The organism is Shewanella rhizosphaerae (assembly GCF_019457655.1).
GTDB lineage: Bacteria > Pseudomonadota > Gammaproteobacteria > Enterobacterales > Shewanellaceae > Shewanella > Shewanella loihica.
Map to the genome: position 1 here is coordinate 3607940 of NZ_CP080420.1, position 25890 is coordinate 3633829.

Annotated in this window: 21 protein-coding genes; 13 read left to right on the top strand and 8 right to left on the bottom strand. The window is 51.7% G+C overall.

All coding sequences use genetic code 11. The annotated features are described in order from the left end of the window. Window position 1: 1 nt before the first annotated feature. Window positions 2-754: a sporulation protein gene (locus K0I63_RS15745; RefSeq protein WP_220081628.1), complete on the top strand. Its 753-nt coding sequence runs from the start codon at window positions 2-4 to the stop codon at window positions 752-754. Window positions 755-816: 62 nt separating this feature from the next. On the opposite strand, the gene K0I63_RS15750 is transcribed toward K0I63_RS15745, so the two are convergent. Continuing rightward, window positions 817-2154, bottom strand: a complete 1338-nt coding sequence (locus K0I63_RS15750; RefSeq protein WP_220081629.1) for a phosphatase PAP2 family protein — start codon at window positions 2152-2154, stop codon at window positions 817-819. A 185-nt stretch (window positions 2155-2339) separates the two neighbouring features. Between K0I63_RS15750 and K0I63_RS15755 the strand changes: the two genes are divergently transcribed. Beyond that, window positions 2340-2825 carry a hypothetical protein gene (locus K0I63_RS15755; protein WP_220081630.1) on the top strand — a complete coding sequence of 162 codons (486 nt, stop codon included), beginning with the start codon at window positions 2340-2342 and terminating at the stop codon, window positions 2823-2825. Window positions 2826-2962: 137 nt separating this feature from the next. Here K0I63_RS15755 and K0I63_RS15760 read toward each other — a convergent pair whose 3' ends face one another. The 4 genes from K0I63_RS15760 to K0I63_RS15775 all read right to left on the bottom strand — a co-directional run bounded on the left by K0I63_RS15760 (window position 2963) and on the right by K0I63_RS15775 (window position 8290). After that, window positions 2963-5149, bottom strand: coding sequence for an OsmC domain/YcaO domain-containing protein (locus tag K0I63_RS15760; RefSeq protein ID WP_220081631.1), 2187 nt, complete (start codon window positions 5147-5149; stop codon window positions 2963-2965). A 224-nt stretch (window positions 5150-5373) separates the two neighbouring features. Beyond that, window positions 5374-6942: a sensor domain-containing diguanylate cyclase gene (locus K0I63_RS15765; RefSeq protein WP_220081632.1), complete on the bottom strand. Its 1569-nt coding sequence runs from the start codon at window positions 6940-6942 to the stop codon at window positions 5374-5376. Window positions 6943-7301: 359 nt separating this feature from the next. Beyond that, window positions 7302-7586, bottom strand: a complete 285-nt coding sequence (locus K0I63_RS15770; protein WP_220072169.1) for a hypothetical protein — start codon at window positions 7584-7586, stop codon at window positions 7302-7304. A gap of 131 nt (window positions 7587-7717) precedes the next feature. Beyond that, a complete protein-coding gene (locus K0I63_RS15775; RefSeq protein ID WP_220081633.1) occupies window positions 7718-8290 on the bottom strand; it encodes an SOS response-associated peptidase in 573 nt (190 codons plus the stop codon). 566 nt (window positions 8291-8856) lie between these two features. Here K0I63_RS15775 and K0I63_RS15780 point away from each other — a divergent pair. After that, complete coding sequence (locus K0I63_RS15780; RefSeq protein ID WP_220081634.1) at window positions 8857-10572, top strand: hypothetical protein; 1716 nt, start codon at window positions 8857-8859, stop codon at window positions 10570-10572. Beyond that, window positions 10565-11494 carry a hypothetical protein gene (locus K0I63_RS15785; RefSeq protein ID WP_220081635.1) on the top strand — a complete coding sequence of 310 codons (930 nt, stop codon included), beginning with the start codon at window positions 10565-10567 and terminating at the stop codon, window positions 11492-11494. The genes K0I63_RS15780 and K0I63_RS15785 overlap by 8 nt, the downstream gene beginning before the upstream one ends. Before the next feature lie 79 nt (window positions 11495-11573). Here K0I63_RS15785 and K0I63_RS15790 read toward each other — a convergent pair whose 3' ends face one another. Next, on the bottom strand, window positions 11574-11960 hold the full coding sequence (locus tag K0I63_RS15790; protein ID WP_220081636.1) for a ribosome recycling factor family protein: 387 nt from the start codon (window positions 11958-11960) through the stop codon (window positions 11574-11576). A 190-nt stretch (window positions 11961-12150) separates the two neighbouring features. Here K0I63_RS15790 and K0I63_RS15795 point away from each other — a divergent pair, with 190 nt between their 5' ends. The 3 genes from K0I63_RS15795 to K0I63_RS15805 all read left to right on the top strand — a co-directional run bounded on the left by K0I63_RS15795 (window position 12151) and on the right by K0I63_RS15805 (window position 16041). After that, a complete protein-coding gene (locus K0I63_RS15795; RefSeq protein WP_011866839.1) occupies window positions 12151-12399 on the top strand; it encodes a DUF3297 family protein in 249 nt (82 codons plus the stop codon). A 307-nt stretch (window positions 12400-12706) separates the two neighbouring features. Then, on the top strand, window positions 12707-14773 hold the full coding sequence (locus K0I63_RS15800; protein WP_220081637.1) for a methyl-accepting chemotaxis protein: 2067 nt from the start codon (window positions 12707-12709) through the stop codon (window positions 14771-14773). 245 nt (window positions 14774-15018) lie between these two features. Next, on the top strand, window positions 15019-16041 hold the full coding sequence (locus K0I63_RS15805) for a substrate-binding domain-containing protein (RefSeq protein WP_258406894.1): 1023 nt from the start codon (window positions 15019-15021) through the stop codon (window positions 16039-16041). Between the two features lie 20 nt (window positions 16042-16061). Here the strand turns inward: K0I63_RS15805 and K0I63_RS15810 are convergent, their stop codons facing one another. Continuing rightward, window positions 16062-17333 (bottom strand): serine hydrolase domain-containing protein, encoded by a 1272-nt coding sequence (locus tag K0I63_RS15810; protein ID WP_220081639.1) that lies wholly within the window; start codon window positions 17331-17333, stop codon window positions 16062-16064. A gap of 222 nt (window positions 17334-17555) precedes the next feature. Between K0I63_RS15810 and K0I63_RS15815 the strand changes: the two genes are divergently transcribed. From K0I63_RS15815 to K0I63_RS15835, 5 genes are all read left to right on the top strand, one after another. Next, a complete protein-coding gene (locus K0I63_RS15815) occupies window positions 17556-18104 on the top strand; it encodes a DUF2726 domain-containing protein (protein WP_220081640.1) in 549 nt (182 codons plus the stop codon). Between the two features lie 283 nt (window positions 18105-18387). After that, on the top strand, window positions 18388-18825 hold the full coding sequence (locus tag K0I63_RS15820) for a dCMP deaminase family protein (RefSeq protein WP_220081641.1): 438 nt from the start codon (window positions 18388-18390) through the stop codon (window positions 18823-18825). A gap of 98 nt (window positions 18826-18923) precedes the next feature. Next, window positions 18924-19274 (top strand): hypothetical protein, encoded by a 351-nt coding sequence (locus K0I63_RS15825; RefSeq protein ID WP_220081642.1) that lies wholly within the window; start codon window positions 18924-18926, stop codon window positions 19272-19274. A 341-nt stretch (window positions 19275-19615) separates the two neighbouring features. After that, window positions 19616-21211 carry a deoxyguanosinetriphosphate triphosphohydrolase family protein gene (locus K0I63_RS15830; RefSeq protein WP_220081643.1) on the top strand — a complete coding sequence of 532 codons (1596 nt, stop codon included), beginning with the start codon at window positions 19616-19618 and terminating at the stop codon, window positions 21209-21211. A gap of 3 nt (window positions 21212-21214) precedes the next feature. Further along, window positions 21215-22150, top strand: coding sequence for a hypothetical protein (locus K0I63_RS15835; protein WP_220081644.1), 936 nt, complete (start codon window positions 21215-21217; stop codon window positions 22148-22150). Window positions 22151-22416: 266 nt separating this feature from the next. On the opposite strand, the gene K0I63_RS15840 is transcribed toward K0I63_RS15835, so the two are convergent. After that, a complete protein-coding gene (locus tag K0I63_RS15840) occupies window positions 22417-22800 on the bottom strand; it encodes a hypothetical protein (RefSeq protein ID WP_220081645.1) in 384 nt (127 codons plus the stop codon). Window positions 22801-23034: 234 nt separating this feature from the next. Between K0I63_RS15840 and K0I63_RS15845 the strand changes: the two genes are divergently transcribed. Then, on the top strand, window positions 23035-25761 hold the full coding sequence (locus K0I63_RS15845) for a DEAD/DEAH box helicase (RefSeq protein ID WP_220081646.1): 2727 nt from the start codon (window positions 23035-23037) through the stop codon (window positions 25759-25761). The last annotated feature ends 129 nt before the right edge of the window (window positions 25762-25890 follow it).

Here is a 25890-nt window from a genome sequence, read left to right on the forward strand (position 1 = left end):
TATGTTAAAGAAGATCTTAGCCAGTGTCGGCATAGGAAAGGCCAGCGTCGATACCATTCTACTCGATGAGCAACTGCGCGCCGGAGAGCCCTTTCGCATCGAGGTAGTGATCACAGGCGGAGAGGTGGAGCAGGAACTCAACGGCCTGGAGTTTGCCGTCATGGCCGAGGCCAAGGCGGAAAAAAGCGTCGGCGACGACGAGATAAAATATAACAAGAGCCTGGTACTGCAGAGCTGGAAGCCCATGCTGAAGCAGACCATAGCGCCGGGAGAGACCATCACACGTCAGTTTACCCTCAACCTGCATCCCGAGACCCCGGCCACCCGCCTCTTTGGTCAGCGCATCGGTAAGATCTGGCTGCAGACCGGCTTGGATATCAAAAATGGCATAGACGGCAGCGATAAAGACCCACTGACCATCTTACCCTCGCGCACCCAGCTGGCGGTGCTCGAGCTTATTGAGCAGGCAGGCTATCGCCTCTACAAGACAGATATCGAGGCGGGTTATATCCGCGCCCACGAGTTCTCCTCACACCTGCCCTGCTACCAGGAATATGAGTTTAAACCCGAGTCTCACTCCTTCTTCGGCGCCAGGGAGCTGGAAGTCAGCTTCGTCGACAACGGTGAGGAGACAGGCGTGCTGATCGAAGTGGATCGCGCCTTCCTCGGCGACGGCTACCGAAGCATCGCTATTCCCAACGAGCTAGACACTATAGAGGCGGTGCGCCCATACATGGAAGAGTTACTCGGTTAATATCGCCACATTAGGGCACCAAAAGCCTGCCGCCATCTGCAGATTGCAAGCAGGTGGCCAGGCTAAAAGCGATTCTCGACCGTAAGCACTATGGAGTCCGTCTGATACTCCATATTAAGCGCATCCCATTTGGCCTCTGAGTAGGCATACTTGAGTCCCATCACCCACTCCTCTCCCAAGGCGTAGCTTAGCCCGGCTTCCGCTGCGACCAGTTGATTACCGGACCAGGCCTGAAAACGTCCCATTGCATCGGCCGACAATCCGCCACCGATATGATAACGGGTTCGCCCTTCGATAGAGGGCATGACCTCCAGGCTGCCCTCACCGGCATACTGACCGCCGGTCAGATAGTCCACCTCCAGCTCTACCCAATAGGCATATAGACCGCCACCTAACTTGAAGTGCCAATCCCCCTGGGGCGCGAAGCGATAGAAATATTGCGAACCCAGGCTCCACTGCTTGAAAGCCAGATAGAGAGAGTCACCCTCCTGATACTGCTTACCATCCAGCTCGAACTCCCCTGAGAGGGTGCCAAACAGGCGTGTCTCATTGGGCGAAAGTTCGAGTTGTAGCGAGGTCTTACTTGAGTCTAAGTACTCGTACAAGAGATAGGAAAACGGCTGATGATCGTCCACCAGCTGACTATCTGGCAGCAGATCTTTCGCCCCTGCCATACCCAGAGAATCTGTCATGTTAAAGCCGAGATTAACGGCAAAGCGATGACGCTTGGGGCCATGAACCGCAGCCTGTGCACGCTTCTCGGCGCGCGGGCCAGCTCGGCCATTCAGGGGGCCATCCAGTGGCATTGAGAGATTAAATTGCAGCCCACCTTCATCATTGGGAAAGAGAGATACCGCCAGATCTTGGTTATCGTAGCGCTCGACGAAATACTGGTTCACCAGGATGGCGATGCCCGCACCACCGAGCACGTCATCTGCGTAGTGCCGTCTGCCATGCACCCGACTGGCGGCCACCACACCGGCTCCCAGATAGGCGGGGATCCCCCAAACACTGCCATATCGCGACTGCAGAAAGGCAGCGCCAGAGAAGGCCCCGGCGGAGTGGCCAGAGGGAAAAGACTTATAACTTCCACCCGCCACATTTGAGTTGGGGCGATAGCGCCCCACATTACTCTTGGTCGCCTCGACGATAAGCTGGGTCGTCAGCACAGAGAAGGTCAGCTGCTTGGCGCCCTCGAAGTCATCATAGATCCAGGACGCCAGGTAACCGGTCGCCGGAATGGCGATCACCAATATATCTCCGGCCTCGACAAAACCATCGTCTATCGACTCATTGATGGCGTTATAGGGTGCCGCCATAGCGGCGAAGCTCAGGCTCGCCCCCAACACAGCGCTGGTTTGTAGTAGCTTAGCTTTTAATCGCAAAGCTTTGATTGACATAGCAGACTCCCGGCAAAGCAGATACTTGCCCAAAGTGTAGATGCAAATGCTTCATGCTGTGGCTAATCACTAGCCCTGAGGCGCTAAATCGCGTAAAATATCGCCGCCTAATGCATAGGCCAAGTATCTGATCACAAAAGCCCTTAGCAAGGAAATGGCTAAGGTTAACCACTTAAGGACGAGTCATGGACCCTATCTCCCAGCTGTTTGCCGCCTATCTAGAAATGGTCAGCAGCAACATTGTCGCCAGCTGTGAAGATGCCGCCAACACCCGCCTTGTCGGCCAGCGTCTGGTGTATGAAGACACGGCCATCGGCTTTCAACATCAGCTGTGGCGTATCCGGGAGCAGAGCGTCTGCGCCGACACCAAACAAGACGTCACCCAATATGCCTACTGCACCCGCAAGGCCAAGCGTATGTTCAGCAGTCTATGTCAGCAGCTCTCCAGGCGTGACGATCTCAATCAGCATGGCAGACGCCTGTCGACCATGTACTGTAACGCCTCCCTCAGCTATAAGCCGATGATCGCCCATATAGGCGAGCCAAGCTTGCGCAGCGAGCAGCAAAGGGCGCAGAAGCGTTGTAACGAGTTGATCCTCAAGGCGATGCAGGACAAGCGCCCCGAAGTACAGCAACAAAAGGCGGCCGCCTGCGCCAAGGCAAACGGCTAGCCGCTCGGCTAACCGACACCCAAAAGCGAGCACCAAACAGCAAGCACAAAAAAGCGAGCACCAAGGCTCGCTTTTTTAACTCGCTATCTGTAACTCACTGTCTGTAACTCACTATCCGTAACTCACAGCACTAAAGATTAAAGTCCGGCTTTAATTTTACGGGCCTGATGCAGCTTCTTGTAGCTCTCGATGAGACGCAGATGCGGCTCTATGCCTTCAAGCGCCATGCTGGTCTCGGTAAGGCCTGAGAAACGCACCTCGCCGTTCACCGAACCAACCACCTGAGCCATCACATCTTCACCAAACATGCGGGTAAAGTTACCGATGAAGTGTTCAAGCTCGAGCTCTTCATCCAGAGTCACCTCGAGCACCGCGCTCATCGCCTGGTAGAAGAGACCGCGCTGAACCGTGTTGTCGTTGAACTGCAGGAAGTCTTCCACCAGCTCAAGCGCCTCTTCGTGAGCGCCCAGGGCCAGATAGATGAGGATCTTCAGCTCGATAATGGTTAGCTGTCCCCAGACGGTGTTTTCGTCGAAAACGATACCGATCAGGGTGCGGATATCCATGTAGTTATCCAGCTGACTCTCTTCCAGACGATTGACCAGATCGGCAAGTTCATCATCGCTCAGTCTGTGCAGGTTGAGGATATCTTCACGATAGTCCAGCGCCTTGTTGGTGTTGTCCCAGATGAGGTCGTCCACCGGATAAACCTCAGAGTAATCTGGCACCAGGATGCGACAGGCAGACGCGCCAAGCTCTTCAAACTCGGCGACATAGACCTCCTTGCCCAGGCTTTCCAGGATGCCGAACAGCCCCTTGGCCTCCTCCTCGTTGCTGCCGGAGAAGTCCCACTCGCAGAACTCATAGTCCGCCTTGTTGCTGAAGAAGCGCCATGAGATCACCCCGGTCGAGTCGATGAAGTGCTCGACGAAGTTTTCCGGCTCGCTCACCGCCATGCTGTTGAAGGTCGGCTTAGGCACATCGTTGAGTCCCTCGAAGCTGCGGCCCTGCAAAAGCTCGGTCAGGCTGCGCTCCAGTGCCACCTCGAAGCTTGGGTGCGCACCGAAGGAGGCGAACACGCCGCCTGTCTTAGGGTTCATCAGGGTCACACACATCACGGGGAATTGACCGCCCAGGGAGGCATCTCTCACTACTACCGGGAAGCCTTGCTCCTCGAGTCCCTTGATACCGGCAAGAATGCTAGGGTACTTCTCCAGCACGGCCATAGGCACGTCGGGTAGCACTATCTCCTGCTCGATGATCTGACGCTTCACCGCACGCTCGAAAATCTCCGACAAACACTGTACCTCAGCCTCCTGCAGGTTGTTGCCCGCACTCATGCCGTTACTTAAGAACAGGTTCTCAATCAGATTCGATGGGAAATAAACTGTCTCACCGTCCGAGCGGCGCTTGTAAGGAATGGTGCAGATGCCACGCTCGATATTGCCCGAGTTGGTATCGATCAGATGCGAGCCGCAAAGCTCGCCATCCGGGTTATAGATCTCCAGGCTGTATTCGTCCAGCATGCCTTCAGGCAGCGAGTCGTCATCGGTCAGGGCAAACCACTTCTCGTTCGGGTAGTGCACAAAATCACTATTGGCGATATCCAGGCCAAAGAACTGATCGTTGTAAAAGAAGTTACAGTTCAGACGCTCGATAAACTCGCCCAGCGCCGAACAGAGGGCGCTCTCCTTGCTCGCGCCCTTACCATTGGTGAAGCACATGGGCGAGGCCGCATCACGAATATGCAGCGACCAGACGTTAGGCACTATGTTACGCCAGGAGGAGATCTCTATCTTCATCCCGAGTCCGGCCAGGATCTCCGTCATGTTGGCGATAGTCTGCTCAAGCGGCAGATCTTTACCCAGAATATAGGTGCTGCTGTCGTCTTCAGGCTGGCCCATCAACATGGCGTTGGCATCGGCGTCCAGGTTTTCTACCGTCTCAATCTTAAATTCTGGGCCTGTCTGCACCACCTTCTTCACGGTACAACGGTCGATGGAGCGCAGGATCCCCTCGCGATCTTTGTCCGAGATATCGTCGGGCAGCTCAACCTGGATCTGGAAGATCTGGTTATAGCGATCTTCCGGATCAACGATATTGTTCTGAGACAGACGAATATTATCGGTCGAGATATCGCGCGCCTTACAGTAAACCTTTACGAAATAGGCCGCGCACAGGGCCGACGACGCCAGGAAATAATCAAAGGGGCTAGGCGCCGAGCCATCACCCTTGTAGCGAATGGGCTGATCGGCGGTGACGGTAAAATCGTCGAACTTGGCTTCGAGTCTGAGGTTATCGAGAAAATTAACTTTGATTTCCATGGGGTGTTTTCCACTGCGCGCCTGTACCCGTGGGCCAGCATGCTTTATTTGAAAATGAGACAATTGAGGGGAATTATCGGTGTTTTTGCCCCATTAGTCTTGGGTTAATTACCGAAAAAGGCCAAATGGGCCGAATTAACCACCAGGGCGACGAAGAAGCAGCGCCGCGCCGGTGGTTAATTTAGAAAATAGATCAAATAAGAGAAACAGATGACTAGAGCGGATTAAGGCAGCAGCTGGTTCTTCTGCCCCGTCTTGTGTTCATACATCAGGCTGTCGGCTCGCTCTATGATGCTGTCCACATCGTCGGTCTGGTGCAGCAGCTGGGTGCAGCCGAAGCTCAGGCTCCACTCCTTGCCGGTCTTGCCAAGTCCCATGACGCCATAGGCGGCCTGGATCCGCTCCATGATCTCGCTGGCGCAGCTGCCGTCGCAGTCCACGAAGACGATGAGAAACTCATCGCCGCCGATGCGGGCGGCAAAGTCACCGTCACGGATCGACATGTTGATCACACTGGCCACGCCCTTGAGCAGATCGTCCCCCGCCTCATGACCGTGCAGATCATTGGTCTTCTTCAGATCATTCACGTCGATAAAGCTCACCGCCAGCTGCGCCTTTTGACGTCGGCTGCGGCTGATGCTCTTGCCCAGATACTCTATGATGGCGCTGCGGTTATACAGGCCGGTCAGGGCATCGTGACGGGCGTCAAAGGTAAGCTTACTAAACAGGCGCTGCTGCTCTATCTGAGAACCGGCCAGCTTGTAGGCCAGGAAGATAAACATGGGCGACACCAACAAGAAGGCGAACAGGGCGCTGTTGTTGAGGTTCTGCTGCGCGGCCTGAATGGTGCTCTCGGGCACAAACATCACCAGGTAGGCGCTCTCCCTATTCACTATGTTAAACAGCGAATGGGGCGCCAACTTGAAGCGACTGAAATAGTACTCGCCATCGTCCGTCACCACCTTGCCCAGCTCCGCCTTTTGCATCTGGCGCCAGGCAGTTGGATACTCGCTGTCAAAGCCCAGCTGCTCACGTTCGGGGAACATGAAACGCCACTCCTTGTCGGCCTGCTCTCCCTTGAGATAGAAACCTTTGTGATTCAGCAGATAGACCCTGTCACCCTCATGCACATTCAGATCGTCGATGATCTGCAAAAGGTCTTTACCCTTGTAGTTGATCACCCCGGCGCCGATAAAATCCCCCGCCTTACTGTAGATGGGCGTGGCGAAACGTATGGTGGGCTTAAGAGGCTGCTCCACCTCACCGTGCTCCACGTTGAGATCGAACGGCGAGGCGTAGATCTCCTCGGGTTTAAGCCCGGCAAGCTCACGGAAATAGTAGCGGTCGGCCTTATTCTGCAGCGCCTCGTCCGGCACCAGTTGGAGGCTATTATCCCGCTGCTGATCGATGCGGATCACCTCGTCGCCCCTGTCATTGAGCAGGCGGAGCTGATCGTAATGTTTATAAAGATTGCCAATTTGGAACATCAACGAGGTGAGGTACCCCTTAGCCTTAGGGTCTTTCTCCTCCAGGGTCGACACCGCCAACTCGCTGTGAGCGTAATAGGCTAGATCAGTGCCGACGATATTGAGCTCGGCCAGCAGACTCGCCTGCATATTGCCAAGCTCGGCATATTGGCGCATCTCTCGCTCGCGGGAGATGTTGCCGCTGGACATCAGATAGACAATTGCCAGTACGGCAGACAGGAACAGCAGGAGCAGCAGTGAATACACCATGCTCTTCTTGTATTTAGCGTAGGTCAGGTTAACTTCCTGAGGGGCATCTCTATCCATAACGGCGCTATGTTTTACTCATCCAGATTCATTAAGATGGCCAGCCGAGCAGGCCTAATTCCGACACAGTATAAATTACCTTGTCATTCAAAACCTTAACCTTGTTCTAAAAACTGACCTTTTAATTCAGCATCTGCTAATTATACATAAGCATAGGGCAACTGAGCGGACCGCCCTAAAGGCCCAAAATACAAGGCCCCTAAATACAAGGCGCCTAAATACAAGGCTAAAACGGACAACGACTCCCCAGGCAACGACTCCAATGGCAAATATAGTAGAGGCAGTCAGGCTCTGACAGACAAGCTATGACTGTCGAGCTATGACTGTCGAGCTATAACAATCGAGCGAGGACAGGCCGACTAATCTTGCTGTTTCTCTGCTTCGGGCTTAACCATAGCTTCGCTGTTAACCTGAGCTTCGCGCTTAACCAGGATAAAGGTGAGATACATCTTGGTCGGCAAGGAGAGTACCATGCCGAAGGCCACACAAACGGCGCTGATGATAATGCCGGTCACTCCCATGGCCTCCATGGTTTCACTAAAGTTATGCAGATAGATCCCCAGCAAAATCAGGCAGAGCCCAATGACGATACAGGTCTTGAGCAGCCGAATCAGCTTAGCATCCGCCTCCTTTTCCTCTGTCACCCCAGCCTCCTGTAACTACATATCTAAACTGCCTAATATACTGACCACTTATTAACCGCCAAGCCATGACGGAGATCAAAGCCTAGGTGAGTGCTGCGCATAATCGAAGGGACCAAAGCAGAGACTGACGCTCACATGCAGGGAGTAATGGCGAGCGAGATTTCCGGCGCAGTCAGCAGCGCGTCCAGCTCATGGGGCTGTGAGTGAAACCAGAAATCCAGCGCCTGGGGCTCAATAAGCAGCGGCATGCGATGATGATAGGGCGCGCAGCTGGCTATCGGCTTGGTGGTAAGGGTTACCAGAGCATGGGTGCCATCAATCTGAGGATAGAGGATCCCCGCCATCAAGAGCGGCTGTCCGTCATGGCCTTGAAACAAATACTTCTGCTTGGCGCCGCCTGCCTGCTGCCACTCATACCAACCGCTACAAGGCACCACAGCCCTATGTTGGGCAAAGGCCTGGGCGAAGGTACGTTTCTGCCTCACCGTCTCGGCCTGGGCATTGATCAGCAGCCGCTTGGCCCAATCAGGCTTAATCCCCCAGCTGGCATCCACCTGCTGCAGCGCGCCGCCGTCCAGCGCTATGGTCCCAAGCTGCTGGGTGGGCCTGAGGTCGTTATTGGTCTCGCGATGAAACTTGATCCCCAGCTGACCCGACACCCAGTCGCACAGGGGATCGCTTATCACATTGAGTCGACCACACATAATCTGTTCCCTCTTCACCAAATGCTTTCAGCCGGTTTATCCCCAATTTAAGTCGAGCCAAATGATTGGCTTGCCCTAAGGAGCATAAAAGATAGCCTTCAAGCTAAAACACTCGCGCGGCGCTGTCCAATTTCGCTTTGGGCTAGGCTCTTCAAACTGATCTTAGCAGCGCTCTTAACGCTGCTCTTAACGCCTCTCTTAACATCAAGAGAAAATCTGCTTTGCCATTGCCGTTTCAGCGAAAGGTTCTGACTCAGGATGTGGCGGGCAGATAATCTTCTAACCCACCCAGTTCCTATCTCTAAAACCACCCTCACCGCCTTCCTCATTGCCTCTTTGCATCACCCCTGCATTCGTTCGGCAATACTGGCCACCAAGCCGAGTCCTTAATGACAGCAATGTTAATCTTCTGTGATTAATCACACACTTAGGCTAATGCTTAGGTTTCTTTTCGCCGCGGCTATAGGTATAGTTTTTAACAAAAGTAACCCCTGTTCGTGGCGCATCGAATCTATCACTCAGTCCAACTCGCGCCATGACACCTCAGCTCGGACACGGAAGAGATAATGATAAAACTGATCATTCTTGGCTGTTTTGTGGCATGGATGTTTATTCGCAAGCTCAGCAAGTCTAAACCCGATTCGATTTGGCGACTCAAGCTAAGACGACTCGCCCGTTACCTGATGATAGGCGCCGCCGCCTGGTTTGTGGTGATCGCCTTCGGCTCGGTGAAATATCAGATCTACACAGACAAGACATTTACCTACAAGAGCAAGGTACAAACCGTGTTCGCCTGGGAAGAGAACCGCCTGCTGCCCATCAAGGCACTGGCCAAGCCTGTGCTGCTGTCGCTGGATTACCAGACCAGCTTCCCCATGAGCAAGGCCACAGAGAAATCCCTCAGCCAGCAGTTCCCCTACGCGCCGCGCTTTCAGGGAGTGAGCAAATTCTTAGGCACCTTGCTGCTGCTCGTCTGGCTCACCGCCTACCTGTCTCGCCACCGCCATACCGATAAGCGCTGGCAGGAGGCCGTCAGCACAGACACCAAGGCCGGCTACCGCGACTTCCTAACCTGGGCACGCAGCAATCCCCTCAGACGTGCCCACTGCACCCGCTTTATCAAGAAGGCGGATGTCGCCATGCAGTCTATCGATCAGCGTGGACGCCTGAAACTCGAGATGTACCGCAAGGGCTGGGCCGAGCGAGGACTCAACGCCGAATTCCTCGACATGCTGCATAAGGTGATCAAGACGGGTCATTCACAGATCAGCGTTAAGGCCACACACACGAGCTGCAGCAAACCGGTTAGCGATATAGACATTAATTTGCTCGTCGGCGGCTGGAGTGGCTTAGACCCGCAGTATTTCATGCAACGTTACTACGCCAATCGCAAGGCGCGCGCCGAGCAGAAGGCCGAGCCCGATGCCTTCGAGGCTCAGCTGCTCAAGACGCCGGAGCACCTGCGCTTCACCTATCCTGAGCCCCAGGTTGCCGGCAGAATCATCGAGAAACAGCTTGCCAGCGTGCTTAACCAGGGCAAGAAACGCTTCCTTGGCGACGAGCTGGTGCAGTTCACTCCACATAGCGACATAGGGCTTAAACAACCTGAAGTCAGCCTGGAGTTCAGTTACATGCAGTCACTCAATGAACAAAACGGTAAACGCTCATCCGGCGTATGGACTGGCGAACTCAGGCACGAGACCATTACCATGGGAGATACCCAATATCCCGGCGGTAATATTCTCTGGCTGGTCTTTGGCCTGGTCTTCGAGTGGCGTCTTGTGATAGACGGCGTCGAGGCGGCAAAGGGAGAATATAAATGCTTCCCAGATGCCAACATCTGTAACGTTAGCCGACCCAGCAAACAGAAGATGCCGGAAAAAGCGGAGATCGAAAAAAACATCTTCGACGTGGTCGCCCTCTCCAACATCAGCTCCCTGTTTGCCCAGATGATGGGCATCAAGGAGGCGCAGATAAACGATCATACGATCGAGTTTAATAACCAGACCGCATTTGAGGTCAAACGCCAGACGGAGACTTCGAACCAGCTAGCCCAGAAGCTCGAAGATGCCCTCAGAGGCGAGGCGCTCGATGAGTTGATCAAGAGCAGCGGTGAGGAGCTTTACAGGCAAAACAAAGAGATGGTCGATGCCATGATCCGCGACTATATCGTTAACCACGGCGATACCGATACAGTATTGATGATCATCGACCTACTGGGCGATGCCGCCCCAGAGCTGGCCGCAGGACTGCTGCAGATCATCGGAGGTTCAGATGAATAAATGGATTTTACCTTGCTGTGCGGCGCTGCTACTGATCCTCGCCCCCGAGGTCGCCCACGCCGATCTGAAACAGAAGATCAAAGATAAGATTGAAGATGGCATCTTCGAGGCCTTCGCCGGCGAGCTGGCGCAGCTGCCGGGGCTGTCACACCTGATCGCACAGGTGGAGGGTAACCAATATCAACTGGTGAGCACCAACCAGAATGCCGGCCTGCTGGACCTGGGCCGCAACCCAGATCTCGACAAGGCAACCCTGTCGCGTCAGGCCAATGGCAGCGGGATAGCGATCAGCCGCCGCGCCTATCTGGCACCCGGCACCTATTGGCTCAAGGCCAGCCCTAAGGACAAGAAGAAGCAGGCCATCACCCGCAAAGTCTATGTTCAGGCCAAGCGCCGCAACATTGCGACCCTCACCTTCTGGGAGAAGGGCCGTAAGAGCTTCCCGCTGGAGATAGTGACCCAGCCGACCACGGCAAAGGTCAGGGTGATGAACATTGGGCCCAAATATGAGTTTGGCATGCCACTGGCCGCCGGAGACTACCAGCTAGAGGTCAGCGAGAAGGGCTATAAGACCCGTAATCTCAAGGTCAGGCTGGACCACAACCAGAACCAATTCGGCGTCATCCTGCAATCGATCGATGGCAAGGCGGTTACAGCCGACACCAGCAGCGCAGATGACGGCAAGGCGAGCACTAAGGTCGCGGAGCCTGAGCAAAGCAGTCAAACCGCGGCCAACGAGCAGGCAGATGAGAAAACAGAAAAGACCTCAGACAAGGCCAAGAAGAAACCTTCGACCACGGTAGAGGTGATTGTCTGGGTACTGATGATCGGTGGCTTTATCTTTTTCTGTTGGCTCACCTACAAGCTGTTCACCTTCATCTTCACCCTGATGGGCAGCGCATGGCGCAGACTGAGCGCCTAGCGCCTTTTAGTCTGACCCATAACCACAAGGGGGATAGCCAAATCGGCCATCCCCTTTGTTTTTAAATTAAAAACTTGGTTTAACTATCAGCATCAAACCTGGCCTGGCGCGCCTCGATAATGGTGCACTTGGTCTGCTCCATCAGCTCCCCCAGGGTGATGCCCGGGGTCTCGCGGATCAGGCGCACTAACTTGACGGGCAAAGGTTCTAGCTTGTCGGCATGCAGCAACAGACCCGCCTCCAGCTTAGCGATCAGATAGGGCGCCATCGCCGGCTGACACTGCTTAAGCGCCAGGGTAAAGGATTGCACATCCACAGCGCCGCCAGTCAGTTGCCAGTTGCGCGAGCGCCGCACTCGCTTAAGGCCGCAGCCAAATTTCACCGCCAGGATTTGCGCCTGAGTCACCTGCTCCCGGCCGATACGATGGATCAGCGAAGGTAAGGCGATGACGATCGCTTCTTTCATGGCGACAAATTCCTCAAGGTATGGGGCGGCGATAGTAAACAGGCAGGCCATTTTTCCAGCCCAGACACAAAAACTCAAGGCGAACAATTAACCCTACTCCTCGAGGTTTCGCCAACCACCTGTTATTTCTTGAGCCCACCAACACTATTGCCTACAATAGCGCACAACTTTTTTGATGAAGATAACCACTATGACTGACACTAAATCACTACCTGCATTGCCCGATCGCCTATCTGTCAATCCACGTAGCCCACACCATGTGGCCGACTACTTCGAGCACGACATCGGCATTCTCGTTAACGGCAAAGAGCGCTTCAACGTCGAAGAGTATTGCATCAGTGAAGGCTGGGTAAAGATCCCTAGCCCTAAAGCCCTAGACCGTCACGGCCAACCGCTGATGATGACTGTCAAAGGCACCATCGAAGCTTTCTATAAGTAAAGAGAGAAGCTGAGATTAAGACACTACACTAGAGGGGAGCCCAGGCTTCCCTTTTTCATGCCTGCATTTCTTCTCTTATCCTATAGCTCTAGCCATATTTACTAATCTAGCCAATCAGTTAGATTCAAGCTTAAATGCCACCTGGCTCACCTCTTGGCCATATCTGTTAATCAACTCTCATTTGCGCCAAACAAGTTGCACCCACATCACGCTTCTGTAAACGCCAGATTGCCTTTGGGTTAATTTTGCCACCTAATATCCATTAGATTTTTCTTATATCTAGTAAAAATGTCTTAGGCTGGTTTTTATGAAAATAACAATAAAAGCTAAACTAATCATATTAGTAGGTGCTTTACTTGTCGCGGTATCGGGCTTGTTTATCATCAACACCTATATCATCGCGCAAGAAGTCCTTAAGCAGGAACAGAGCAACATCAACCAACAGGTTGAAGCCCTCATCAAACAGAACCTCATCGGCCAGGTCGACACCCTAAGCCGCTCCGTCAACGACTTCTACCAACAGTCCCGAGAAGCCAACATCAAGCAGGCGCTGGGGGATGAGATAAAGATGTTCCGCGATGTCATTAATCGCATGTACGAGAACAACCTCACCGACGATGCCGCCATGATGGTCTACACCTTCCTCAATGAGTATCAATGGGGTAAGGGCCGCTACCTGTTTGCCTACAATGCCGATACTTTGGAGAATGAGGCGTCCGGCATGGGCGGCGTCTCCATGGGTAACAGCCGCGATGCCCTGGACGAGAAGGGTAACTACTATGCCCGGGATATAGTCGCCGCCGCTAGGGCCAATCCTATTGGATTTACCAGCTACTTCTTCTCCAATCCATCGACCGGTCAGGTAGAAGAGAAACTCTCGGCCTCCTTCTACTTCGAGCCGCTCAATCTGGTGATCGCCACCGGGGAATATGTCAGCACATTGAAACAAGACAAACTTAACAGCGCGCTGCAAACCGTGCTGGCGGCCAAATTTGGCGAAGACGGCCACTTCTGGATACAGGACAGTAGCGGCAAGATATTGGCCCACTCGCAATCATCTCAAATAGGCCAAGTCACACCAAACGCCGCCAAGGCGAAACAGGCGCTCGGCAACCAAGCGGATGCCTTCGTCGCTTTACCTGTCACCGACCCTAAGACCCACAGCCAGGAGACGCAGATCGCCTATGTCAGAAAGATCCTCCCCGAGTGGGGCTGGGTGATAGGCACCGGCACCTATGAGTCCAACATCAGCGCCATCGAACAGGGGCTCACCGCTGGCACTGAGGCGATATTCAAACAGAAGATTTACCGCAGCATCGCCATTGCCAGCCTGCTCATCATCATCGCACTGGCGTTTTGCGTATTCCTGCTCAACAAGATCATCGCCGACATGGTGATGCTGAAAAACCGCATCGACACCCTCTCCACCGGCGACGCCGACCTCACCTCCAGATTGGCCATCACCAGCAAGGATGAACTGGCGGCCATCGGCCACTCGGTTAACAGCTTCATCGGCTACCTGCAGGCGATGATGCTGGAGATCTCCCACGCCTCACAGAAGATCACCCAGGGGATAGGCCAACTCGACAGCCACTCGGAAAACAATCGTCAGGCGCTGAGTAAACACAGCAGCGAGACTGAGCTTGTGGTCACCGCCATCAGCCAGATGAATGCCTCGGCAGACGCCGTGGCCCAGAGCGCGGGCAAGATGGCCGCCAGCACGCATCAGGCAAACGAAGAGGCCAAGACCTCGACACTCACCGTCTCAGATGCCGCCGGCAGCGTCCAGGCACTGGCGAGCGAGATGAACTCGGCCAGCCAGAGCATTCACACCATGAGCGAGAACACCAATCAGATAATCTCGGTATTGGGGGTGATCAAGGAGATCGCCGATCAGACTAACCTGCTGGCACTTAATGCCGCCATCGAGGCGGCCCGGGCGGGCGAGCAGGGACGCGGCTTTGCCGTGGTGGCCGACGAGGTGCGCTCACTCGCCTCACGCACCCAGTCCTGCACCACACAGATAGAGCAGATCCTCTCCACCCTGAGGCGCGACGCCGACACCGCCGAGCAACTGATGCTGGAAACTCAAAACAGCTGCCAGCAGGTCACCCAAAATACCGCCCGCGTCACCTCAAACCTGGGCGCCGTCACCAACTCCATCGCCGAGATCAACGATCTGGGTGGCCAGATCGCCAGCGCCTCAGAGCAGCAGAGTGTGGTAACGGCCGAGATCAGCCAAAACATGCACACCATAGAGGCGATGGCCCAGACCCTGCTGCAAAATGGCCAGCAGACACTGGAAAGCACCCAGAGCCTGTCGGCCGCCAATCAACAGCTCAGCGCCATGGTGAGTAAATTCAAGCTAGCCTAGGCTAGTTTCGGCGCCTCTGCTCAGATAGAGGCGCCGACACCTTTATCCCGCTTAGTTTTACGCGCATTTATCACCGAAAATTCTTGATCCAACACATATCTTTAGCCGTATCACTTTGCTACATTTGGTTATCAAAATGTAAAATCTTGACCTGGCTTGATATGACTATGCTTATCAAGACGTTAGTTGCTAATACCTTAGCTACGACTAACCTAGTTATTAGGAAATGGATTCGAGAGGCTATTGTGACTCGGTTACTCATCACACTCATCTCGCTGACCTTACTGGCCACCACTACGCTCAGCGCCGATGTCAGTGCCAAAACCCTGAGATTCGCCGTAGTGCCAAAATTTTACGGCGCCTTCTTCGCTCAGAGTAAGCTCGGCTGCGAAGCCGCCGCCAGACGGCTCAAGGATGTCGAGTGTATCTATCTGGGGCCAGAGATCTCCAGCGTAAGACTGCAAGACAAAGTGATCGAGCAGCTTATCGACCAAGGCATAGACGGCATTGCCGTAGCCATCACCCAGTCTAAGTTTCTCGCCGAGAACAGCCTCACCAAGGCCAAGGCCGCCGGTATCCCGGTGATCACCTACGACTCAGATTTCGACGCCCCAACCCTGGCAGAGCATCAAGATCTAAGACGCGCCTATATAGGTACCGACAACTTTGCCTTTGGCCTGGCACTGGGCGAGCAACTCAAAAAACTCAGGCCCAATGGCGGCACCCTGATCATCCAAACCGGCCGCCCCGACTCTCCCAATCTCAACCTGAGGATCATGGGCATTCGCAGTGCACTATCTGGCAAAACCTATGAAAGCCCTCCGGGCAAGCGGCTGCAGAACGATAATGGCTGGACAGAGATCAGAGAGCCCTTCTCTAACTTCGATCAGCTCAGTCAGGCGGTGAAGCAGATGGAGTCTGTCATGAAAGGCAAACCCATCAAGGCCGACTCCTTTATCGCCGTGGGTGGCTGGCCGCAAAACGATGAGGCCCTGTATCGCAAGATGATAGCGCCCTATAAAATCAAGCTAAATAACAAAGAGATAGTCGTGATTATCTCAGATGCGGCGCCACCTCAGCTGGCCATGCTGCAAGACCATCTCGCCCATACCAACATAGGCCAGAGCCCCTACGAGATGGGTCGCCAGGCGATATTCACCCTGCATAAGATCGTCAGCGACCAGGCCTTCGAGCAGATAGTCTTTACCCCCATCAAACTCTGCACACCGGAAAACGCCGAGACCTGCACCAAGAGTGCCAGCGACTGAATCAGTGACATTTTTGTCCCCTAGTTAGATGAGTTTACCGGCCGGTAGACTTGGTTGATGAGCGCCGCTGCGATAGTAGTGGCCGGGTCGCGCCCATCCACGCTAGGGGCCAGGTTGGTCCAGACCACCAGGCTAACCTTGTTGTCTGGGTCATGGCCCATGAAAGAGTTATAACCCGGCAGCTCGCCTGTATGGCCATAGAGCTGGCCAAACTTGGCTATGCCCAGGCCATAGTAGGCGGTGTTGGGATTGTCGGGATCGATAGGCTTTACGCTTGCCAGACGCAGTTTCTGCATCTCCTCATTTAACAGTTTGCCGCCAACCAAGGCCTCGACCCAGACCAGCAGCTCCCTGGCGGTAGAGATCCCCGCGCCGGCCGCCCAGCCCCAGGAGGGATTAGCCTCGGTCTGATCCCCCGGCATTATCACCCCATCACGCGCCTCCTGCTGCATCGCCTCGGGCAGCGCCCCGTCCATGGTCAGCACATTGGTGCCATACATATAGCCGTGGGCGTAGGGCTCGGGAAGCACGTTATCGGTGATCTCAGGAAACAGGGTTTGTGTCATACCTAGGGGAGCAAACAGGCGGCGCTGCATCATCTCAGGCAAGGTGCTGTCATCGAGCTTCTGGGCGATCAGGCCAAGCAATACCGTATTGGTGTTGGAGTAACCAAAGTCTGTGCCCGGCGTAAAATCCAGCGGAGAGTCGAAACTCAGCTTAAGCAGCTCAGCTTGGGGCCAAGCATAAGCGGGATCCTGATCTAAGATCTGATTCAGCGCTAATGTGGTGGTGTAGTTATGCAGGCCGCTCTCCATCGACAGCAGCTGAGCTATGGTGATTTGCTCGCCGCTCGGCACGCCAGTCCAGTGCATGGCCACAGGATCTTCTAGCTGGAGCTTACCCTCCTGCACCATCTGCAAGATGATAGTGCCCACCCAGGTCTTGGTATTGGAACCAACCCTCAGGTGTTGCTCGAAACGGGTCGGCTCGCTGCCGCCATACTGGCTCACCCCAAAGGTATATTCAAAGTTACCCTTGGGGGTGTGCAGTATCACCACGGCGCCCGGCACCAACATATCCTCGGCCAGCTCAGCCACCGTCTGCTGCATCTTGGCCGTGTCGATGGGGTTTAACGCCTCCTCATCATCACTGTTACAGCCACTGACCAGGACACCGGCTAGGATACTGGCAAAGGTGACCATCACAGCACTCATCAGGTTACTCACCCATGCTCTCGGCTCCGCTTTATCCGTTCTAGACTTGCGCTGTTCCCACATATTTTTCAACATCATTTGGCACTCCCTTTGTCATCCTGCATCCAGGATCCGCACTCAGCCAGCTTAAAAACCGACCATCCATTGCAATACCCCAAGCTAGACTGGTTTCGATTGGGATTCAAGCTATGTTGGCAAAGCTGCGATTGAAAAGACTGCGAGTTGAAAAAGCGAGGGACAAGGCTTATTGTGCAAACAAATCAACCGGCAATGACGCCAACCTCAAGAGATGGATGTTCGATGAACCTCAACCTTTTATTTGCAATGGCCTTTGGCTTTATCATCATTTTGACCCTGCTATCGCGACTAGGCAGTAGCACCAGCAGTCGCCATTACCAATATCGTAAACATAAGGCCCTGTTTACCCCCGCCGAGCGTTCGTTTCTGGGGGTGTTAGATAACGCTGTTGGCGAGCAATACCGTATCCTTGGCAAGGTACGCATTGCCGATGTGATCACGCCAGAAAAGGGGATGACGCGCCAACACTGGCAAAATGCCTTCAACAAGATCTCCGCCAAGCACTTTGATTATCTCCTCTGCGATAAACAGACCCTGGACGTTATTGCCGCCATCGAACTCGACGACAAGAGCCACAAACAGGCTAAGACCATAGCACGTGACCAACTGGTGGAAGATGCCTGCCGCACCGCGGAGCTTCCTCTGATTCGGTTCGACGCCAAACGCAGTTATCATGTCGAAAGCGTAAGAACCACTATCGCGTCGACACTCGAGCCGGATTTTGAACCCGAGATTGAAACCATTCCCCAGATAATGGCGAGTAGAGATTGATCGGCCAGGGCCTTGGAAAATAGCCAATGCCATCCCCATGGTTTTTAATGAGCCAGTGTTAACGAGTTAGCTTTAACGAGTTAGCTTTAATGAATTAGCTTTAATGAGTTAGCTTTAATGAGTTAGTTTTGAGCTGTGAGCGTCGATGAATTAGCGCAAGAACACTCAATCCGCCAGACTTTGCTTTGTGTTGGGCGCGGCTTGATTTATCATTGTTCTCGACAGAGAATTGTTTCTGGTTAAGTCAATATATTCAGCCATATAGAATAGGAACCCTAAGTAGATGATGAGCAAATGGGCGATACGTTTTTTACAAATGGCCGAACTGGTAGCCTCTTGGAGTAAAGATCCCTCCACCCAAGTAGGCGCCGTGATAACTGAAAACAACCGCATTGTCTCTTTGGGATTCAACGGCTACCCGCACGGGATCTCCGACAGTGCCGAGACAGACAACCGTGAGATGAAACTGCTGAAGACACTGCATGCCGAAGAGAACGCCATTCTCTACGCCAAGCGGGATCTCAGCAGCTGCGAGATCTGGGTGACCCACTTTCCTTGCCCCAACTGCGCCGCCAAGATCATCCAGACTGGGCTAAAGGTGGTCCACAGCCCACAACCCAGCGACGACTTCCTCTCCCGCTGGGGCGACAAGATCAAAGTCAGCCAGGATATGTTTGACCAGGCAGGCGTCGAGGTCGATTGGATGCAGGTTGAACAGTAATAACCTGAGTGATTCAGCCCTCAGGGCACAAATACCTCGTCGAACATAAAATCCTCAAATAAGGGCTAATGGATTTAGCCCTTCTAGTCTAAGGAGAGATGATGAAACCAAGATCTAACACCTCAAAAGCCCGCCACGCCGAATCACTGATCAAGATTGGTGAAAATATCCATAACGCCATTATCCTTACTATATTTGTCGCACCACTGATCTTTCTCGCAAAGGAAGTTTTTGAAGGGAGAATAAAAGGTATTAGCGATATGGCCTCGCTGCTAATGACTCATCAAGTACCTTTGCTTTTCCTTTTCAGCTTACTCATTTTATCAGCATTAGTTGGCAATTTTTTTAAAGGCTGGGGTTTTGACATACTAGACGAATTGGATTGTAGTAATACCCAAAAAACCAATGGTACTCTAGGCAATCCCCCACGCACAAAAGTTAACGCCTAATTCTAGTAAGATATAGTACGGTTTTATGTCAATAGAATGAGTTAAATATTTGATTTAAGTGGTAGAAAACGTAGTAAAAGTAGTTTATTGTCGAATAATCACCCAATATGCGAATTTCACCTAACTAATGCAAGAGTCAAGGATGGCGCAATAGCCCTAGAGTCATACTGTTAAGCGTTTTCATCAGTAAGCGCTGATAAATATAGACTCGATGTTCTTAAGTAGCCCCCTTACCTCATCCACAAATTTTACTCACAGTTCGCAATTACTAGCGAACACTTTCAAGATGTTAAGACAGGTAATCAAATCTACCTAGTATTGTTAATTCATAGGAGCATAACTTGAACTGGAATAGGCTTTTACACAACGGAAGACGAAAAGATAAAGCTAAAAAATCACTATTGTCTTTTGGAGAAGGTAGTTGGGGTTTAAAAGAAGCAAAAGGGACACGCGAAGAAATTGAGAGAGATTATGATCGCATTCTTTTCCTAGCTCCAACCCGCCGACTATCTGACAAAACACAAGTTTTTCCACTAGAGCAAAATGATAGCGTTAGAACAAGACTCACTCATTCTTATGAAGTTTCCAATCTAGCTAGAAGCATAGGTACTCAACTGGCTTATGAGCATGCATCCTTATTTTCAGTAAGCGAGTATCCTGATCGAGAAGGAGAATTAACCCGCATAATTCCATCTCTATTAGCAGCTATTGGACTGGCTCACGACCTAGGAAACCCTCCTTTTGGGCACCAAGGAGAAAGCGCTATTCAAGCCTGGTTTAAAACAAAAGGTAAAGAGTTCTTCCCCAAAGAAGATGGGAAAACACCTTATATTTACAATGACTTTATGTGTTTTGATGGGAACTCTCAAACAATCAGGCTGTTAACTCAACTACAAATTCTTAATGACAAATTTGGAATCAACTTAACTTACGCCACTTTATCTGCAATGCTAAAATATCCGCAATCTTCGACATATGTTGCTGAAAAAAATGAGGCGCTCATATCATCTCAAAAAGAAAACATTTCAGAAGAATACTCTCATACAAAAGCTACCTGGAAAAAACATGGCTATTTCTATTCAGAAGCCCACATCATCGAAGACGTATGGAGTGAAACGGGTTTAGCCGAAGGAATCAGGCACCCGTTAACTTATGTAATGGAAGCATGCGATGACATTGCATACTCAGTGCTTGACGCTGAAGATATTGTCAAAAAAGGGCTAGCATCTTTTCATGACCTGATGAACCATCTCAAGCATTACATGACATGTGAGTCAAATAAAGTCACAAACGATAAAAAACTTTCTGAAAGTGAGAAAGAAGAGAAACTGGCAAACCTAGAAGAAAAATTCAAACTCATCCATGAGACAATTGAGGAAAGCCAAAGAAAACACAATGAATTTTCTGCTCCGTCTCTAAACCTAACTCCCCGTGAACTCAATGACATGAGCATGCAAATGTTTAGAGTTTCTGCAATGAACAAACTAGTTTCTTCAATTACAAAAGCTTTCGCGGATAACATAGAACGCTTGATGGACACAAAAGAACCAGTAAAAGATTTAATGTCCATTAGTAACGCTTGTGAACTCTGTGAAGCGTTAAAGCTTTTTGACTACAAGTGGGGATACAAAAACAAATCTGTACTAAAATTAGAGCTGGAAGGACACAATTACATTTACAATTTAATGGACATGCTTTGGATTGGCATACATGGTAGGCTTAACAAAGACAACTCGGGAGACTCTACAACCCCATTTGGTGAATATGCTTATGGACGTATCTCTGAGAACTACAGACGAGTTTTTGAAGATAATTCAAACAAACTTCCTGATAGGTACAAAGAAGCCCAACTACTGACTGATGCTATTTCAGGGATGACAGATAGTTACTTAATCGACTTACACGACGAGCTTAAAGCCTTATACAAGACGTTTTAACAAATGAAACATTTTACTGCACCACATAAACAAGCACTGAAGAAGCGCGTTAATCGCTTCTTCAGCAGTTCAACACAGCTGAGAGCAGATGTGTACGACTTTGTGGATGTTATAGCAGGAAAAAATAAGCTTGATATCTATGTCTTTGGTGGTTTAGTTCGTGATATAGGGTTATTTGGTGTACGTGATTTTTCCTCTGATGTAGATTTAGTCGTCGAAAATAATCGCACTGAGCTTATAAAGGCTTTATCCCGTTTACCAAAAGCTAACGTATATCAAAATAAGTTTGGCGGTTTTAGAATTAAACATGGCGCTTGGGAAATTGACATTTGGTGCGCAAAAGATACCTGGGCAATAAAAAACAAATTCGTTGTATATGAGGATATCTCGAGTCTATTGAAAACTACATTTTTAAGTTGGGACTCAGCACTATTCGATGTAAAAAATCAAAAACTGATATGCAATGATGACTACCTCGAAAACTTAGTAAATGGTAGTCTTGATATTATACTTAAAAATTCTCCCAATGAACTTGGCTCAATGGTTAGGCTGACAAGGGCTATTTACGGTAAAGGCGCTAAGACACTGAAAAATAATGCGTTAAATACTTTGAGAGTATACTTTGAAAAGTACTCTCTTGACGAAATTATAACATATGAACACAAAAACTATAATGACAAATATTTAAATAAAATTAATCTAAATACCTTAAAAGATAAAGTAGATTTTTTACCTGGCGACTCTTCTTTAAGGATTGATATTGAAAGGCAGCTTTCTTTGCCATTAGATAGATTAGACAAAATATTGAATGCTAATTTTTCTACAACCAAAAAAACTCCATGCTACAAAAGTAACAAACTGAAATTGGAGGCAAGAGGGAATCCTGTAAATAAATTAAGTCAATTAGAGCTGAGCCTAACAGACTTTTTAAACCCTTAAAAATAAATATTTACAATAAATTTCTTTTTGAACACAAATTTACCTTTCCCTTCTATCTCAAATACTCGCCTCTTGCCGCCTCTATTTGAAATCAAATACTTAATCTACACCACAACTCAACAGCAATAATAAATAGAATATGCAAGGGTTTCTGAGCAACAAATCCAAGACTTCAACACTACAGAAGAACAATTAATCTCAGGTATTAGAATTAAAACAACCGAGAAAGCTGATAATGGAGAAAACATGCAGAACAGAAAGTTTATCTAAGATAGCTTAATAAAACCATGTTGCAGTCCAACCGCATTAGCAACAGCCACCAAGCGGCTTTTTATCTCTTGTTCTATGCCTGTACCGCGCTCAACCAAATCATCAACGGCGATGAAGGCGATAGTCATCAGGCGGCAGTTCTCGTAGTGATAGGCGTAGCCCGGTTCGACTATCCAATTCTCTGAGCTTAGCTGCTCGGCCTTTTCATCCAGGGTTCTGAGCAGGGTGAAATCGAAGGTTAAGACATGGTCTTCCTTGCCATACCAATCCGCCTTTAGCGCCTGAAAATTAATCCACATCTCAAGCTTGGCCAGTAAAGGCTTAAGTGAACTCGAAAATCTGTCATCGGCTGTGATGGTGATGGGGAATCCTTGCTGCATAGTTCTCTTTACCTCTTGCGTAAGCTTGCCGCTTACTTTACCCGCCAGCTTGCTCTTATTCTTGGCTGCCGGAAATGACCTCGGTCTGTCGATAGAATTTGATTGTGCTGGTGAACCGACTCAGATGCAATGGTCAAGACCAAAACCCAGGGCGCAATCTCCCACCACACCTTGTTGAAATTTAATGGTTAAGTTACTCTTGCAACGCTAATAAACCATGGGGATGGATAGGGTTTGCAAGGGATTCTGAGCTACTACAAACAGTGCTTTGCGCACGACAGCGCCGAGATCAACCTCTGGTCGTGCCATAAACTGGCCGAGCAAGATCAGCTGCTGCTACAGGGCGAAGATGAGCTGGCCAGTGGCTTTCTGCCCCGTCTCCCCTTGCCCCACACCTTAGCCTCGGCGTTAATGAACCGCAGCGCCCTCTATCTGCGCGAGCGGGTATTGCTGCATTGCAGCCTGTTCTTTAGCGGCACCGTAGAGCTCAATGGCGAGCGGCGTAAGGTGGTTACACCACTGCTCTATCGCGAGTGCCAGATACAGGTCGATGGCGATGAGATCTTTCTGCAAGCCAGCGAGTCATTAACCGGCCAGCCCCCATTTACCATCAACGAGGCGCTGCTTGAAAAGCTCGTGGTGGAAGGCCATAGCCTGCCCCAAGAGCTGCGTGATAACCCCACGGACGTGAGCGGCTGGATAGCCTGGCTGCGCGCCGGACAGGCCGATGTGGGTGCCACCCAGCTACTGCATTTTCCCAAGCTAATTGATGAAGCGATATTTGAAGGCTTAAGGCGCAAACGCAAAGGCTTTCTGGTAAGTCGCAGCCAGCTGGTGCTGGCCGAGCGATCCCTGGCCAGTCGCGGCATACTGCACGAACTCGACCTATTGATGGCGACACCAGATCTTTCGCCGCCGCTACAGGCCCTGTTTGCCGAGCAGCAGCCATCGCCCCAAAGCAAACGACAGATAGTTACCCAGCAAGACTGCCTTCCGGGACTGCTGAGTAATGCCCAGATGCAGGCGCTGAATATCGCCGCCAACCACACCCTAGGACAAATCTCAGGCCCACCCGGCACGGGCAAAAGCTACACCATAGCCACCATAGCCGCCGAGCAGATATTGCGCGGAAAATCGGTGCTGATCGCCGCCCACACAGATGTTGCCGTGGACGTGATAGCCGATAAGTTACAGCAACAGTTTCAGCTCGGTAGCAGCCTGATCCGCGCCGGTTCGCCGCAATTTATCAAGCAGCTCAAGTCCCAGGTGGACGACATGCTCAACGGCATTCATCCCGTCGCCAACAAGCAGGTAACTGACATCGTGCTGCAGAAGGCCTACAAGCAGCTCGAGATAGTGACCAAACAGCAAGCAAAACTGGAACAAAGCTTTACCCGCCATTGCAAGCGCGCCATCGGCCGCGGCCAGAAGCTGGCGAGACTCGAGCAGCAGAAATCCCGCTGGCGCCTGCCCTACTATAACTGGCTCTATCGCGGCGGTATTAAACGCTTCTCCCGCCAGTGGGAAGTGCTCGACAGCTTAAACGGCCTGATCGCGCAGAAAGAGAAGCTCAGCCTTGAGTATCTGCAGCTGGCCACCAGCCACAGACAAAACCGTCTGCTACAAAACAAGCGCAGCTCCCTGGTAAACTTTGCCAAGGCGATAAGGGCCCGCCAGTCGGCGAAACAGCTAGAGGCCTTCTACAACACAGACTTCTCGGCGCTGCAGCAGACCTTTCCCATCTGGCTGTCCAGCCTCGCCAACCTGCATAGGGTGTTGCCCATGCACCAGGAGATGTTCGATCTGGTGATCATCGACGAGGCCACCCAGGCCAATATTGCCGAGTGTCTGCCCGCACTGCAGCGCGCCAAGGCGGCGCTAGTGGTGGGCGACAGCAAACAGCTGAGACACTTCTCATTTCTCTCTCGCGAGAAACAAGTCAGCATTCAAACCCAGCTCGGTATAGCACCCGACAGACGCGGACTGCTAAGCTACCGCGATGCCAGCATGCTCGACCTGGTATCTGGCTCGCTGAGCGCCCAGGCGCAGGTTGCCTTCCTGGACGAGCATTTTCGCAGCAAGCCTGAGCTTATCCAGTTCAGTAATCAGGCCTTCTATCAAAATGCCCTCAAGGTAATGCAGCACAGGCCTTGTACCAGCTCGGGACATCTGCACAGAGTTCAGGTTAATGGGATACGCGACGCCAAGGGAGTAAACCTCGTCGAGGCCGAGGCCTTGATAGACAAGCTAGCCAAGCTTATTGAGGAACAGGCCGATGCCTTGGTGCCCTCTAGCATTGGGGTGCTCTCCTGTTTTCGACATCAGACCGAGCATCTATCGAAGCAGATCATGGCCCGGTTCAGCCTGGCACAGATAGAACGTCATCAGCTGCGGATCGCCACGCCTTTTGGCTTTCAAGGCGAGGAGCGCGACATCATGCTGCTCTCCTTCAGCGTGACCGCACAGGACAGTCGCGCCGCGGCCTACCTTAACCGCACCGATATGTTTAACGTAGCCATCACCCGCGCCAAACAGGCCCAGTGGCTGTTTCTGTCATTAGATGAAACGGCGCTGCCTAACAATAATCTGTTGGCCAAATACCTCACCTCGGCGACCCAGTTTGAGGCCAAACACAACTATGTCGATGCGTTAGATGAGTTTGGTCAATCGGTGACCCAGGCGCTGGAGGCAAAGGGCATTACCGTGTGGCGCGCCTACCATATGGCGGGGCTGGAGCTGGATATCCTCTGTCGCCACGGCGACCAGTATCTGGCGATAGACTTAATCGGCTACCCTGGCCCCTGGGAGGACTTCTTCGAGATTAACCTCTACAAGCTACTGCAGCGCGCTGGCGTCAGCCTGATGCCGCTAAGCTACGGCCTGTGGAGCCAGCAGCAAGCCCTGTGTATCGACTACATCTGCAAGCAGTTCGGTATAGCGCCCACCCAAGAGGTCGCTTGAAGAAAATTCAATTGCCCACAGCCAGTTAATACCGCAAGGTTAGGTTTTTAGCTCAAATGGATAGCAAGTATATCAAAGGGAATGACACAGCTTAACCGGATACCTCTACCGTTTTTATTACCGGCGTTA

Excerpts from the sequence above, each read along its gene's own strand:
- K0I63_RS15745 (WP_220081628.1), top strand. The coding sequence starts at position 2 with ATGTTAAAGAAGATCTTAGCCAGTGTCGGCATAGGAAAGGCCAGCGTC.
- K0I63_RS15750 (WP_220081629.1), bottom strand. The coding sequence starts at position 2,154 with ATGTCAATCAAAGCTTTGCGATTAAAAGCTAAGCTACTACAAACCAGC.
- K0I63_RS15755 (WP_220081630.1), top strand. The coding sequence starts at position 2,340 with ATGGACCCTATCTCCCAGCTGTTTGCCGCCTATCTAGAAATGGTCAGC.
- K0I63_RS15760 (WP_220081631.1), bottom strand. The coding sequence starts at position 5,149 with ATGGAAATCAAAGTTAATTTTCTCGATAACCTCAGACTCGAAGCCAAG.
- K0I63_RS15765 (WP_220081632.1), bottom strand. The coding sequence starts at position 6,942 with ATGGATAGAGATGCCCCTCAGGAAGTTAACCTGACCTACGCTAAATAC.
- K0I63_RS15775 (WP_220081633.1), bottom strand. The coding sequence starts at position 8,290 with ATGTGTGGTCGACTCAATGTGATAAGCGATCCCCTGTGCGACTGGGTG.
- K0I63_RS15780 (WP_220081634.1), top strand. The coding sequence starts at position 8,857 with ATGATAAAACTGATCATTCTTGGCTGTTTTGTGGCATGGATGTTTATT.
- K0I63_RS15785 (WP_220081635.1), top strand. The coding sequence starts at position 10,565 with ATGAATAAATGGATTTTACCTTGCTGTGCGGCGCTGCTACTGATCCTC.
- K0I63_RS15790 (WP_220081636.1), bottom strand. The coding sequence starts at position 11,960 with ATGAAAGAAGCGATCGTCATCGCCTTACCTTCGCTGATCCATCGTATC.
- K0I63_RS15795 (WP_011866839.1), top strand. The coding sequence starts at position 12,151 with ATGACTGACACTAAATCACTACCTGCATTGCCCGATCGCCTATCTGTC.
- K0I63_RS15800 (WP_220081637.1), top strand. The coding sequence starts at position 12,707 with ATGAAAATAACAATAAAAGCTAAACTAATCATATTAGTAGGTGCTTTA.
- K0I63_RS15810 (WP_220081639.1), bottom strand. The coding sequence starts at position 17,333 with ATGATGTTGAAAAATATGTGGGAACAGCGCAAGTCTAGAACGGATAAA.
- K0I63_RS15815 (WP_220081640.1), top strand. The coding sequence starts at position 17,556 with ATGAACCTCAACCTTTTATTTGCAATGGCCTTTGGCTTTATCATCATT.
- K0I63_RS15820 (WP_220081641.1), top strand. The coding sequence starts at position 18,388 with ATGATGAGCAAATGGGCGATACGTTTTTTACAAATGGCCGAACTGGTA.
- K0I63_RS15825 (WP_220081642.1), top strand. The coding sequence starts at position 18,924 with ATGATGAAACCAAGATCTAACACCTCAAAAGCCCGCCACGCCGAATCA.
- K0I63_RS15835 (WP_220081644.1), top strand. The coding sequence starts at position 21,215 with ATGAAACATTTTACTGCACCACATAAACAAGCACTGAAGAAGCGCGTT.
- K0I63_RS15840 (WP_220081645.1), bottom strand. The coding sequence starts at position 22,800 with ATGCAGCAAGGATTCCCCATCACCATCACAGCCGATGACAGATTTTCG.